13 protein-coding genes are annotated in these 13,220 nt (G+C 66.6%); 4 read left to right on the top strand and 9 right to left on the bottom strand.

Annotated features, from left to right (window positions below):
• Positions 1-157 precede the first annotated feature (157 nt).
• Positions 158-817 carry a DNA oxidative demethylase AlkB gene (alkB, locus tag ACNH6H_RS24945; RefSeq protein WP_418320966.1) on the bottom strand — a complete coding sequence of 220 codons (660 nt, stop codon included), beginning with the start codon at positions 815-817 and terminating at the stop codon, positions 158-160.
• A 108-nt stretch (positions 818-925) separates the two neighbouring features.
• Here alkB and ACNH6H_RS24950 point away from each other — a divergent pair, with 108 nt between their 5' ends.
• From ACNH6H_RS24950 to ACNH6H_RS24965, 4 genes are all read left to right on the top strand, one after another.
• The gene (locus ACNH6H_RS24950; protein WP_418320967.1) at positions 926-1,672 is read left to right on the top strand and encodes an SDR family NAD(P)-dependent oxidoreductase; all 747 of its coding nucleotides are present in this window, start codon (positions 926-928) and stop codon (positions 1,670-1,672) included.
• Positions 1,673-1,838: 166 nt separating this feature from the next.
• Positions 1,839-2,648 (top strand): aspartate dehydrogenase, encoded by an 810-nt coding sequence (locus ACNH6H_RS24955; RefSeq protein WP_418320968.1) that lies wholly within the window; start codon positions 1,839-1,841, stop codon positions 2,646-2,648.
• A gap of 67 nt (positions 2,649-2,715) precedes the next feature.
• The gene (locus ACNH6H_RS24960) at positions 2,716-3,378 is read left to right on the top strand and encodes a YHS domain-containing (seleno)protein (protein WP_418320969.1); all 663 of its coding nucleotides are present in this window, start codon (positions 2,716-2,718) and stop codon (positions 3,376-3,378) included.
• A gap of 22 nt (positions 3,379-3,400) precedes the next feature.
• Positions 3,401-4,102: an SDR family NAD(P)-dependent oxidoreductase gene (locus ACNH6H_RS24965; RefSeq protein WP_418320970.1), complete on the top strand. Its 702-nt coding sequence runs from the start codon at positions 3,401-3,403 to the stop codon at positions 4,100-4,102.
• Positions 4,103-4,119: 17 nt separating this feature from the next.
• Here the strand turns inward: ACNH6H_RS24965 and ACNH6H_RS24970 are convergent, their stop codons facing one another.
• From ACNH6H_RS24970 to aceF, 8 genes are all read right to left on the bottom strand, one after another.
• The gene (locus ACNH6H_RS24970) at positions 4,120-4,812 is read right to left on the bottom strand and encodes a DUF4386 domain-containing protein (RefSeq protein ID WP_418320971.1); all 693 of its coding nucleotides are present in this window, start codon (positions 4,810-4,812) and stop codon (positions 4,120-4,122) included.
• Between the two features lie 43 nt (positions 4,813-4,855).
• The gene (locus ACNH6H_RS24975) at positions 4,856-5,860 is read right to left on the bottom strand and encodes a cytochrome d ubiquinol oxidase subunit II (protein ID WP_418320972.1); all 1,005 of its coding nucleotides are present in this window, start codon (positions 5,858-5,860) and stop codon (positions 4,856-4,858) included.
• Positions 5,857-7,257, bottom strand: a complete 1,401-nt coding sequence (locus tag ACNH6H_RS24980; RefSeq protein ID WP_418320973.1) for a cytochrome ubiquinol oxidase subunit I — start codon at positions 7,255-7,257, stop codon at positions 5,857-5,859. The genes ACNH6H_RS24975 and ACNH6H_RS24980 overlap by 4 nt, the downstream gene beginning before the upstream one ends.
• A 168-nt stretch (positions 7,258-7,425) precedes the next feature.
• Positions 7,426-8,103, bottom strand: coding sequence for a DUF6781 family protein (locus ACNH6H_RS24985; RefSeq protein ID WP_418320974.1), 678 nt, complete (start codon positions 8,101-8,103; stop codon positions 7,426-7,428).
• Positions 8,104-8,113: 10 nt separating this feature from the next.
• Positions 8,114-8,860 carry an acetoacetyl-CoA reductase gene (gene phbB, locus ACNH6H_RS24990; protein WP_418320975.1) on the bottom strand — a complete coding sequence of 249 codons (747 nt, stop codon included), beginning with the start codon at positions 8,858-8,860 and terminating at the stop codon, positions 8,114-8,116.
• A 148-nt stretch (positions 8,861-9,008) separates the two neighbouring features.
• Positions 9,009-9,773: an alpha/beta fold hydrolase gene (locus tag ACNH6H_RS24995; protein ID WP_418320976.1), complete on the bottom strand. Its 765-nt coding sequence runs from the start codon at positions 9,771-9,773 to the stop codon at positions 9,009-9,011.
• A gap of 35 nt (positions 9,774-9,808) precedes the next feature.
• Positions 9,809-11,581 (bottom strand): dihydrolipoyl dehydrogenase, encoded by a 1,773-nt coding sequence (gene lpdA / locus ACNH6H_RS25000; protein WP_418320977.1) that lies wholly within the window; start codon positions 11,579-11,581, stop codon positions 9,809-9,811.
• A 13-nt stretch (positions 11,582-11,594) separates the two neighbouring features.
• Entirely contained in the window at positions 11,595-13,205 is a 1,611-nt protein-coding gene (gene aceF / locus ACNH6H_RS25005; RefSeq protein ID WP_418320978.1) for a dihydrolipoyllysine-residue acetyltransferase, read from the bottom strand.
• Between the last annotated feature and the right edge of the window lie 15 nt (positions 13,206-13,220).

A 13,220-nucleotide genomic window follows, 5' to 3' on the forward strand; every position in this document is an offset into this window, starting at 1 on the left:
GCGACCTTGCGTCTGTTGATACTTCAGCGGGCGCGACCGATACGATCTTGCATCACCGACTCGGTAATTTCCCTGATGTGCGCGTTTTGGTATTGATCGGAGGCTGGAGGCGCCTTCCTGGTGCGCGGTTGCCAGCGCGCCCGGACGCGGAAAAAGCTCAGGCCGCGCGGCGCAGCGTCAGGTTGAAGCGGAAGCGGCCGGTCTGCGAATGGACGCCGTCCTTCAGCGTCAGCACGCCGTGATGGAACAAGCGGGCCGGCCCGCCCCAGACGACGACGTCGCCGTGCTGCAGCGCAACCTTCGTCGTGCGCTCGGTGCGCCGCTTGCCGCCGAAGACAAAGTTGGCCGGCAGGCCGAGCGAGACCGAGACGATCGGGTGGGCGGCGTTGCGCTCGTCGCGGTCCTGGTGCAGGCCAAGCTTGCTGCCGGCCGCATAGCGGTTGATCAGGCATGCGTCGGGCTCAAAGCCGCTGAAACCGGCGGCGCTGGCGGCACGCTCGGCCAACCCGCAGAAGATCTCCGGCATCGGCGGCCACGGCAGACCGGTCAACGGATCGAGCGGGTCGTAGCGGTAGCCGCTGGCATCGCTGACCCAGCCGAGCGGGCCGCAGTTGCTCATCTCGACCGACATCGTGTAGCCGCCGGGTGTCGTCATCCGGCGCAGCGGCGCCGCGCTGGTCACGGTGGTGATTGCGTCGAGCAGCTCGGCGGCCTCGGCGCTGGCAAAACCATGCAGCACGACTGCGCCATCGGCGAGCTGCCGGCGCTCGGGCCGGGTCTCGCTGGCTGGTTCGAACAGGTCGAGGTTGTTCTGCATCGCAGTTGGCTGACTCCGCGTCGGCATGCTTGGTTCCGCCACTGCACCGGACATGTTGTACCGTCGAACCACCTCAACCGAACTGCTGCTGACGCGGCAGCTGCACGAGTGAACAACGAACCTGGAGAGGGCGATGCTGTCGCGGTCGTGATCGGCGCCTCCGGCGGGGTCGGTGCGGCGCTGGTCGAGCAACTCGCTGCCGGCGGCCGCTTCTTGCACATCGTCGCGCTGTCGAGATCGACGCCAGCGGTCGTCGACAAACCGACGGTGGTTCGTGGCCGCATCGACCTGGCCGACGAGCCGAGCATCATCGCGGCTGCAGAACAGGCGAGGGCAGTCGGCGGCGAGATCCGGCTGGTGATCGTCGCAACCGGCCTGCTGCACGATGGCGACGTCGCGCCGGAAAAATCGTGGGCGTCGCTCGATGCCGCGGCGATGGCGCGCTGTTTCGCCGTCAACAGCATCGGCCCGGCGCTGGTCGCGAAACATTTTCTTCCGTTGCTGCCGCGCAAGCGCCGGTCGGTCTTCGCCGCGTTGTCGGCCCGCGTCGGCAGCATCGGCGACAACCGGCTGGGCGGCTGGTATTCCTACCGGGCGTCGAAGGCGGCGTTGAACATGCTGCTGAAAACATGCGCGATCGAGCTCGAGCGGCGTGCACCGCAGGCAATCTGCGTCGGCCTGCACCCCGGTACCGTCGATACTGCGTTGTCGAAACCGTTCAGCGCCAATGTGCGGCCGCAGCAGCTGTTCACTGCGGAGCAGTCGGCGGCGCATCTGCTGAGCGTGATCGACGGCCTTCGCGCGACCGACAGTGGCCGGGTATTTGCATGGGACGGGCAGCCGGTGCCGCCGTGACGCCTGCCCTCACCAACCGCTGCTGCCCTACGGATGCGGGCGAAGACCCCATCCGCGAAGCCTGGGCTGCAACCGATATGCTGGTGGCTGGTGATGTCGGGCCGCGACCTCGACGGCCGAGCCTTCGATTGATGGATTTGTCTTCATGCCGGAAGGAGGGGACCCTGTGTTGCGCATCGCGATGATCGGCTTCGGTGCGATCGGCACCAACGTGCTCGAGCGGGTGCGGCAGCAGCCCGAACTCGATCTGCACAGCGTCGTTGTCTCCGAGTCGGCCCAGGCGCGCGCTGCCGAGTGGCTTCGCGAGCACGGCTTTGCGCACGCGCGGGCGTTGACGCAGCTCGATCTCGGCGGGCAGCGGCCCGATCTGGTCGTCGAGTGCGCCGGCCACCGGGCGATCGGCGAACATGTGCTGCCGGCACTGCGCAACGGCTTGCCGTGCCTGCTCGCATCGGTCGGCGCGCTGGCCGAAGACGGGCTGGTCGAGGAGATCGAGCAGGCGGCGAAGCAGGGCGGTACCCAGGTGCAGCTGCTGTCGGGCGCGGTCGGCGCGATCGACGCGCTCGCCGCAGCCCGTGTCGGTGGCTTGACCCGCGTCCGTTACAGCGGGCACAAGCCGCCGGCAGCGTGGTCCGGCACATCGGCCGCAGCGGCGATCGACCTCGATGCGCTCGACGAGGCGACGCTGCTGTTCGCCGGCAGCGCCCGCGAGGCGGCGTCGCGGTTTCCGAAAAACGCCAATGTCGCAGCGACGATTGCGCTGGCGGGGCTCGGCCTCGACCGCACCGAGGTGCACCTGTTTGCCGATCCGACGATCAGCGGCAACCGGCATCACCTGGAAGCCGAAGGCGCATTTGGCCACCTTGAGCTGACGATCAGCGGCAATCCGCTGGCGGCCAATCCGAAAACCTCGGCACTGACGGTGTTCAGCATCGTGCGCGCGCTGCTCGACCGCGCGCAGCCGCTGTGTTTCTGAGCGGGCGCTGCAAGCAGCGGGCGCCCGGCAGACCGGTGTCGAATCGACCCCAAGGAGGGAGCGGACCATGACCAGACTGCGCGCGTGCCTGCTGTTGCTGATCTCGTTGCTTGCGCTGGCCGGCTGCGGCACGCCGTGGGCGACAGTCGCCGACGGCGCCGGCCGGCCGGTGATGCTGCTCGGCCACGATCCGGTGGCCTATTTCACGCAAGGGCGGCCGACCCGGGGGCTCGCCGACCACGTGGTCGATCTGCCCGGGCGGACCTACTATTTCTCGAGCGCCGACAACAAGGCGCTGTTCCTGCGCGATCCGGGCCGTTTCGAGCCGCAATACGGCGGCTTCTGTTCGAGTGGTGCGGCCTATGCGGTCAAGCTCGGCAGCGATCCGACCGCCTGGACCGTGCGCGACGGCCGCTTGTTCATCTTCGGCGATGTGCTCGGAAAAACCGCATGGAGCCTCGATCCGGCGTGGAATATCGCCCATGCGGACCGTTTGTGGCCGGCGATCGCCGACCGTGGCTGGCGGCTGCAATCGCTGCTGGCCTATGCCGACAAGGTGCCGCACTACCTGACCGGCCGGCAGATCAAGGCGCAGTGGGAAGCCCGCCATCCCGGCCAGCGCTGGCCGGACTACGATCCCGGCGGGATGATCACCAACCTGTTCCTGAAGCCGCCCGGCTGGCGCGCTGCCGAAGGTGCCGGCCAGCCGGCGCTCGGCTATCCGCAATGAGCAACAACAGAAAGGACAAAGCATGCAGCAGCAGTTGACCGATCGTGTCGTGATCCTGACCGGCGCCGAGGGCATCGTCGGCCAGGCGGTACTGGCCGAGCTGGCCGCACGCGGTGCGCTGGTCGCGATGGTCGACCGTGCGCCGGCCGGTTCGCCGGCGGCCGCAACCGCGGCGGCGATGCGGCTGAACGGCATCGATCTCGGCGATCCGGCCGCCGCTTCCGGCATGGTCGAGCGGGTCGTCAAGAAACTCGGGCGCATCGACGGCCTGGTCAATGTCGCCGGCGGATTTGCCTGGGAGCCGGCGGCCTCCGGCTCGATCGAGACCTGGGACCGGATGTACCAGATCAATCTGCGCACCGTCGTCGTGACGACGCAGGCGGTGCTGCCGAAGATGCTGGAGCATGGCAGCGGCCGAATCGTCAACGTCGGCGCCGCGGCAGCGCTGCAGGCGGGCAAGGGCATGGCGGCCTATGCGGCATCGAAATCGGGCGTTGCGCGGTTGACCGAGGGGCTCGCCGAGGAGCTGAAGGATCAGGGCATCAACGTCAATGCGGTGCTGCCGACGATCATCGATACGCCGACCAACCGCAAGGACATGCCGGACGACGACCCGGCGCGGTGGGTCGGCCCGGACAAGCTGGCGGCGGTGATCGCCTTCCTGCTGTCCGACGATGCGAGTGCAATCACCGGGGCATTGCTGCCGGTGCGCGGCCGGGTCTGAGCGCGCGGCGCAGTGCGTCAGCTGCTGTCGGTGCCGGGCCGCGCGCCCCGGATCAGCAGCCAGAAGATGATCGGCACCTCGGCAAATTGCAGTGGCGATGCGACCGACTCGACGAACGCGGCATGTTGCGGCAGCACCAGCGTCGTGAACGAGGTCGCGAGGTAGCCGGCGCCGGCGATCAGCAGCAGCCATCCCAGCCAGGCTGGGATGAAGCCACTGCGAATCACCAGCAGTCCGAACGGAAACAGCCACAGACCCCAGAACACCGATGCGACGCTGATGCCCTGGCCGTGCAGGCGCAGGAACAGGTAGGCGAGGGCGTCGCGCTCGGCGCGCGAGAAAACGTCGAGAAAGCCCGCCTCGCCAATCAGCGTCAGTGTTGCGACCTCGTTCAGCACGTTGACGAACATGATCGGCACCGACAGCAGCGCACCGAAGATCACCAGCAAGCGCGCATGTGTCTGGTCGACCGGGCTGAACAGGCGGTACAAGGCAAGCACCAGAAATACCGCAATCACCTGATGGATCAGCTCGCTGGCGATGCCCAGGCGCAGCAGCCATTCGGACGAACGGATGCGCTCGGCGGTTGCCACCGCGTCGCCACGGACGATCAGCTGGCCGGGAACATAAACGAGGCCGATCGGAGCGGTCAGCCCGAGCATCAGGTACAGCAGCCCGGCAAAACGTGCCTGTTGGCGGGTCGATCTCATCGGGCTGCGCTGCAGGGGTGGACGGCGCGGTCAGTGGCGTTGTTCAGGCATAACTGAGCTTTGTCAGCTTGCCGCCGAAGACCCGGTACGAATAGATCGTATATGCGGCGATCGCCGGCACCGAGATGCACACGCCGATCAGGATCACCTTCAGCGCGGCCGGGCTGCTTGCGGCCTGCCAGATCGTCAGCTGGCCGATCACGACATACGGATAGATGCTGTAGGCCAGGCCGAGGAAGCCGAGCAGGAAGACCAGGATCAGCAGCAGGAACGGCAACCAGCACAATGGCCCGCGGACCGCCCGTGCATCGAGCAGCCCGCGCACCGCGAGCAGGCTGACGCCGGTCATCAGCGGGATCGCCATCAGCGCGATGATCTCCGGCAACGAGAACCAGCGCTCGCGCACCGTCTCGCTGATCCACGGTGTTGCCATCGAAATCAGCACCAGGCCGATCACCATCGGCAGCCAGGCGATCTTCGCCCACTCGACGGCCCGCTGCTGCAGCTCGCCCTCGGTTTTCAGGATCAGCCAGGTCGCGCCCATCATCACGTAGGCCATCGGCAGCGCAACCGCGATCGCCGCGGCGAACAGCGGATAGTTCCAGCCGGTGCCGAAGCCGCTGACATAACGCCCGAGCATCCAACCCTGCGAGACGGCGGCCAGCGTCGAGCCGGCAAAAAACAGCCGGTCCCATGTCGTCTTGTGCGAATCGCGGGCCTTGACCCGGAAGTCGAAGGCGACGCCGCGCAGCGTCAGCCCGACCAGCATCAGCGCCACCGGCATGTACAACTCGCCGAGCACCAGGCCATGGGCCTTCGGAAATGCGATCAGCAGGATGCCGACGCCGAGCACCAGCCAGGTCTCGTTGGCGTCCCAGAACGGGCCGATGCTGGCGATCATCATGTCCTTCTCGGCATCGGTGGCGCGGTGCATCAGCATGCCGACGCCGAGGTCGTAGCCGTCGCTGACCACATAGATCAGCATCGACACGCCCATCAGGATCATGAAGATGACCGGGAGCGCCCGGTCGAAATCCATCCAGTTCATGTGCCGGCCTCCGCCCGCCGCGGCGCGCCGCTGCCGGGAACCGCGCGTTCGTCGCCCGGCTCCTCGGTCAGCGCTTCCTCGGGTTTTTCGGCCATGTATTTCAGCACCGCGACATACGACAACACCAGCGCGATGTAGAGGAGCAGGTACAGCGTCAGGCTGAGCCCGATCATCGACGACGGTATCGTCGACGCGACATCGGCGGTGCGCACCAGGCCGTGCACGACGAACGGCTGGCGGCCGATCTCGGTCACATACCAGCCCGCAACCGTCGCAAACCAGCCGGAGAAGGTCATGCCGGCAAACAGCCACAGCAGCGAGCGCGGAATCCGCTCGGCCTGCCAGCCGGCGCGCCGGCACAGCCACCAGCCGATCCAGCTCGTCGCCAGCATCAGCATGCCGATGCCGACCATCACGCGGAAGGCGAAAAATACCGGCAGCGGCGGCGGGTGGTCGCTGCCGAAGCTGTTCAGCCCCTTGACCTCGCCTTCCCATTCGTGGGTCAGGATGAAGCTCGCGAGTTTCGGAATCTTCACCTCGAAATGGTTGCGGCGTTCGCTGGCGTCGGGCACCGCAAACAGCAGCAGTGGCGCGCCGCGCTGGGTTTCCCAGACGCCTTCCATCGCGGCGATCTTCGCCGGCTGGTGCTTCAGCGTATTGAGCCCGTGCAGGTCGCCGACGAAGATCTGAACCGGCACCAGCACCGCCGCCAGCGTCAGGCCGACCCGCATCACCCGCGGCGCCGAACGCTGGCCGACACCTTTCAGCAGTTGCCACGATGCCAGCCCGACCAGCAGGAAGGCGCAGGTCAGCGCCGACGCCAGCATCATGTGCGTGAAGCGGTACGGGAAGGACGGATTGAAGATCACCTCGAGCCAGCTGGTGACGTGGTAGACGCCGTCACGCACCTCGTGGCCGGTCGGCGTCTGCATCCACGAATTCAGCGCGAGGATCCAGAACGCCGACAGGCTGGTGCCGAAGGCGACGAAAAAGGTCGCCAGCAGGTGGATGCGCTCGCTGACCTTGCCGTGGCCGAACAGCATGATGCCGAGAAAGCCGGCCTCGAGAAAAAATGCCGTCAGCACCTCGAAGCCGAGCAGCGGGCCGGCGACGTTGCCGACCGTCTCCATGAAACCCGGCCAGTTGGTGCCGAACTGGAAACTCATCGTGATGCCGCTGACGACACCGAGCGCAAAGGTCAGCGCAAAGACCTTCGTGAAGAAGCGGTAGGCGTCGAGCCAGCCCTGCGCCTCGCTGGGCGCACCGTCCTTGGTGGCCAGCCAGCGCCAGCGGAAAAACAGCAACAGCCAGCCGAGGGCAATGCTGATCGTCGGGAACAGGATGTGGAAGGTGATGTTCGCCGCAAACTGCATGCGGGCGAGGATCAGTGCGTCCATGTGCCGTGGTGGTTGGACCCGCTCGACGAGGGCACAGGCTGATCCTGCAGACGCCGGTCAAGATCGGCCGGCGGGACTGCAGGACGCCTGCTGCGGATGGACAAATGCTACCGGCTGCGCGGCGCCGGCAAGCCCGGCCATGGCCAAAGGCCACGACCGGGACAGGTTTTACTTCTTGCGGGCCGCCGCCGGCTTGGTCTCGCCCTGTTTCAGCGCATCGGCCATGCCGATCAGCACGCCGCTGACCAGCGTCGCATAGCTGTCGAGCATCGCCTGCGATGCCCGCATGCCCATTTCACGGCTCTCGCGCAGGTTCTGCTGCGCGGTGTCCATGAACTGCTGCAGTGTCGCCGCCGCCTGCGCACCGGTGCCGGTGCCTTTGCCCTGAGCCGCGCTGAGCACGCTGGTCCATGGCCCCTGCATCTCGCCGGCTTCGGCGGCCGCCTTGCGGATCGCCGCAAACATGCTGTCTTCCATCTTGTCGATGTCGGCCAGCGCCTTCTTCAGATGGGTTTCGCGCACGCTGACGCCTTGCTCGACCATCTGCTGCAATGCAACCCGGTTCGCCTGTACCGCCTTCTCGAGTGCATCGTCCATGCCGGCGACCGCCTTGCCGAGCATCGCCTCGACATCGACGGCATCGAGCGGGCTCTTCGCAGCGCCGGTCGATGCCGCCTTCGTGACGCCGGCCAGCACCTGCTTGATGTTGGCCAGCGTCAGCTCGCGGCTTTGCAGCGCTTTCAGCGTCGCTTCCGTGACCGCCTTGCGGATCGCATCGCCCTGCTGGGCGCTGGCCTCGGAAAACTGCTTGATCAGGGCTTCCTGATCGATGCCGTGTTTGTTCATGTTCAGTGCCTCATTGCATGTGTTGACCGCCGTTGATCGCGATATTGGCACCAGTGACGAATGCCGCCTCCTCGGACGCGAGGTAGATGATCAGGCCGGCAACCTCTTCCGGCTTGCCGAGCCGGCCGACCGGAATCTGCGGCAGGATCTTGGTATCGAGGATTTCCTTCGGGATCGCGGTGACCATCTTGGTGCCGATATAACCCGGCGAGATCGTGTTGACGGTGACGTTTTTCTTCGCCACCTCGAGCGCCAGCGCCTTCGTGAAGCCGTGCACACCGGCCTTCGCGGCCGAATAGTTGGTCTGGCCGAAGGCGCCCTTCGAGCCGTTGACCGACGAGACATTGATGATGCGGCCCCAGCCGCGCTCGACCATGCCGTCGGCGACCTGCTTGGTCATGTTGAACAGGCTGTCGAGGTTGGTGCGCAGCACCGCATCCCAGTTGACCTTGTCCATCTTCTTGAAGGTGGTGTCGCGGGTGATGCCGGCGTTGTTGACCAGCACATCGATCGGGCCGGCCTTTTCCTGCGCCTCGGCGACCGCCTTCGAGCAGGAATCGAAATCGGCGACGTCGCATGCGACGGCCAGCATGTCGTAGCCGCGCTCCTTCATCTGCTTGACCCATTCGTCGTGCGTCTTGTTGCCGGGCGAATAGGTGACGACCACCTTGTAGCCGGCGTCGGCCATCTTCGTCGAAATCGTCTCACCGAGGCCACCCATGCCGCCAGTGACCAGAACCACGCGTTGCTTGCTCATCTATTTCTCCTCGTCGTGAAAAAAGATCCGGGCCAACGTGTCTGCGCGACCGCGAACAGGATGCCCATGCTGCCTCGGATATCGGCATTGTCAAGCATGGCCTGCCGCAGCGGCGGCTCCGGCGTTCGGGGTGCGGATATCGTCGCCATCATTCGAGTGCCAGTGCAGCGATGAATTGCGCCGGGCGGTCGGCGTGGACCCAGTGGCCGGCCCCGTCGATCGTCACCACCCGCAGCTGCGGAAACTGTTCGGTCAGCGCCGCCGCCGCGGCCGGCTGGACGCGGTCGGAGCGGGCGCCGCGAATCAGCAGCGTCGGCAGCGGGCAGCTGAGCAGCAGCAATTCGGGCGGAAACTCGCACAGCGTGCGCACCGACGTGGCGATCGCCTGCAGGTTGAGCCGCTCGTCGAGCAGATCGGCCGGTGCCGCAGCGAGGTCGTTCAGGAAACCAACCGCCGCCGAGCCCGGCATCTTTTCGGTGATGCGCTGCAGCGCGATCCGGCGTTCGTCGGCCGAGCGGATGTCGATGCCGCTGACCGCCTCGAAATACGGCAGCAGCCGCTCGGCATACGACACCGGTGCGATGTCGACGATGACCAGCCGGCCGATCGCCGCCGGGCTCTTCAGCGCCAGCGCCATCGCGACCTTGCCGCCGAGCCCATGGCCGATCAGCAGCGGCTGCTCGAGCTTTTCGGTCTCGATCAGCATCCGCACGTCGTCGGCCATCTCGGCATATTCCATCGATGCCGCCCATGGCGAGTGGCCATGGTTGCGCAGATCGACGCAGTAGACCCGGTGCGATTGGGCCAGCTCGGCGGCGATCGGCCGCCAGTTGCGGCCCGAGCCGAGCAGGCTGTGCAGGATCACGACCGGCGGGCCGCTGCCGCTGACCTCGAAGGCAAGGCGAAGTGCCATTGTTCAATGCTTGATCCGGGCCGGCGCAGGCAGGCTCATTTCTTCTTCTGCGGTGGCAGGTCGGTGCAGACGCCTTCGAACATCTCGGCGGCCATGCCGATCGATTCGCCGAGCGTCGGGTGCGGGTGGATGGTCTTGCCGATGTCGGTCGGCTCGCAGCCCATCTCGATCGCCAGACAGACTTCGCTGATCAGGTCGCCGGCATGTGTGCCGACGATGCCGCCGCCGATCACCCGGTGCGTCGCCTCGTCGAAGATCAGCTTGGTGAACCCCTCGTCACGGCCGTTGGCAATCGCCCGCCCGGACGCCGCCCACGGAAAAACCGCCTTGCCGATCTTGATGCCCTCGGCCTTGCACTGTTCCTCGGTCTTGCCGGCCCAGGCCACTTCGGGGTCGGTATAGGCCACCGACGGGATCTGCCGGGCATCGAAATACGACGGCTGGCCGTTTGCCGCCTCGGCCGCGACATGCGCCTCGTGGACTGCCTTGTGCGCGAGCATCGGCTGGCCGACGATATCGCCAATCGCATAGATGTGCGGCACGTTGGTGCGCATCTGCCTGTCGACGTTGATGAAGCCGCGGTCGCTGACCGCAACGCCGGCCTTGTCGGCGCCGATCTTGTTGCCGTTCGGGCTGCGCCCGACCGCAACCAGCACCAGGTCGTAGACCTGCACCTCCTTCGGCGCCTTGTCACCCTCGAACTTGACCTCGATGCCGCCCTTGGTCGCCTTCGCGCCGACCGTCTTCGTCTTCAGCATCACGCTGCCGAAGCGGTGGTGGTTCATCTTGTCCCAGACCTTCACGAGGTCGCGGTCGGCGCCCTGCATCAGGCCGTCGAGCATCTCGACGACGTCGATGCGGGTGCCGAGCGTCGAGTAGACGGTCGCCATCTCGAGGCCGATGATGCCGCCGCCGACGACGAGCATGCGCTTCGGGATATTTTTCAGCAGCAGCGCGCCGGTCGAATCGACGACGCGTTCGTCGTCGGGCATGAAGGGCAGCTTCACCGGCTGCGAGCCGGCGGCGATGATCGCCTTGTCGAACTTGACGACGGTCTTCTTGCCGCCGTCGCCGACCACCTCGAGGTGGTGCGGGTCGAGGAAGCTGCCGACGCCGGTGATGACCTCGACCTTGCGCATCTTTGCCATGCCGGCGAGGCCACCGGTCAGCTTCTTGATCACGCCGTCCTTGAAGGCGCGCAGCTTGTCGATGTCGATTTTCGGTGCGCCGTAGCTGATGCCGTGGTCGGGCAGGTGGCGCACCTCGTCCATCACGGATGCGGTGTGCAGCAGCGCCTTCGACGGGATGCAGCCGACATTCAGGCAGACGCCGCCGAGCGTTGCATAACGCTCGACCAGCACCGTCTTCATGCCGAGGTCGGCGCTGCGGAATGCCGCCGAATAGCCACCCGGCCCGGCACCGAGCACCAGCACCTCGCAGCTGAGGTCGGCCTTGCCGCTGTAGCTGGCGGCGCTGCTGGCGGCAGCGGGTGCCGGTGCGGCCGCGGGAGCCTGGGCTGGCGCTGGCGCCTGCCCGGCCGGTTTCGCCGGCGGCGCGGCCGCGGCCGCCGATTCCTCGAGCAGCAGCAGCACCGTGCCTTCGCTGACCTTGTCGTTGAGCTTGACGCGCACTTCCTTGACGACACCGGCATGGGTCGACGGGATCTCCATCGACGCCTTGTCCGATTCGACGATCACCAGCCCGGTATCGACGGCAATCGTTTCGCCCGGCTCGACCATCACCTCGATCACCGCGACGTCCTTGAAGTCGCCGATGTCCGGGACTTTTACCTCGACCAGTTTTGACATGAAGCCGATCCCCTCAGAACATGATCCGCCGCATGTCGGCGAGCAGGTTGGCGAAATGCACGTTGAAGCGCGCCGCGGCCGCACCATCGATCACGCGGTGGTCCCACGACAGCGACAGCGGCAGCGTCAGCCGCCAGCTCGAGGTCTTGCCGTCGTTCGAATGCTGCTTCCAGAAGCTTCTGCAGACACCCATGATCGCGACCTCCGGTGCGTTGATGATCGGCGTGAAGAAGGTGCCGCCGATGCCGCCCAGCGATGAGATCGTGAAGGTGCCGCCCGACATCTGGTCGGGTTTGAGCTTGCCGTCGCGTGCCAGCTTGGCCAGTGCGCCCATCTCCTGTGCAATCTGCGGCAGCGTCTTCTGGTCGACGTCGCGGATCACCGGGACCATCAGCCCGTTCGGCGTATCGGCGGCAAAGCCGATGTGCCAGTAGTTCTTGATCACCAGGCTGTCGCCGTCGAGGCTGGCGTTGAATTCCGGAAACTTCTTCAGCGTCGCGACCGCCGCCTTCATCAGGAACGGCAGCATGCTGAGCTTGATGCCCGATTTCTCGAGTTCCTTGTTCATCTGCACGCGGAAGGCCTCGAGGTCGGTGATGTCGGCCTCGTCCTGACTCGTCACGTGCGGAATGACGACCCAGTTGCGGTGCAGGTTGGCGGCCGAGATCTTCTTGATCCGCGACAACTCGCGGCGTTCGACCGGACCGAATTTCGCGAAATCGACCTTCGGCCAGGCCAGCACGTCGAGGCCGCCGCCGCCGCCTGCGCTCGGGGCGGCAGCCGCTCCGGCGGACTTCGCTGGCGCAGCAGCCGCGGCAGCGGCGCCGCCCTTCGCGAACGCTTCGACGTCCTCGCGCAGGATGCGGCCGTGATCGCCGCTGCCCTTGACCTTGCCGAGGTCGACGCCGAGCTCTCGCGCCAGCTTGCGCACCGCCGGGCCGGCATAGGCCAGTGCGAATGCCGCTTCGTCGATGCCGCCGCTGGCCGGCGCCGCTGCCGCCGGAGCAGCCGCTGCGCCGGGCGCGGCGGCTGGCTGCGCCGCCGGCGCTGCCGCTGCCGCTGGTGCGGCCGCACCGGTCGACAACACCAAAATCACGCTGCCCTCGCTGACCTTGTCGCCAACCTTGATGCGGACCTCCTTGACGGTGCCGCCGAGCGGCGCCGGCACGTCCATCGTCGCCTTGTCCGATTCGAGCGAAACCAGCGGGTCCTCGGCCTTCACGGTGTCGCCGGGCTTGACGAAGATCTCGATCACCGGCACGTCGCTGAAGTCGCCGATGTCCGGCACCCGCACCTCGGCGACGCCAGACGGCGCATTGACCGGCGCTGGCGGCGCGCTGACGCTCGGTTTGGCGGCCTCGGCCGGCGCCGCTGCCGCGCCACCGGCGGCCTCGAAACTCATGATCACCGAACCTTCGCTGACCTTGTCGCCGACCTTGACGGCAATCGACTTGACCTTGCCACCCTGCGGCGCCGGCACGTCCATCGTCGCCTTGTCCGACTCCAGCGACAGCAGCGGATCCTCGGCCTTCACGGTATCGCCGGGCTGGACGAAGATCTCGATCACCGGCACATCCGTGAAGTCGCCGATGTCCGGAACCTTGATGTCGATTGACTGGCTCATGTGGGAATCCTTGTC

It is taken from the genome of Pseudideonella sakaiensis, from assembly GCF_048320135.1.
Classification (GTDB): Bacteria; Pseudomonadota; Gammaproteobacteria; order Burkholderiales; family Burkholderiaceae_C; genus Ideonella_A; species Ideonella_A sakaiensis_A.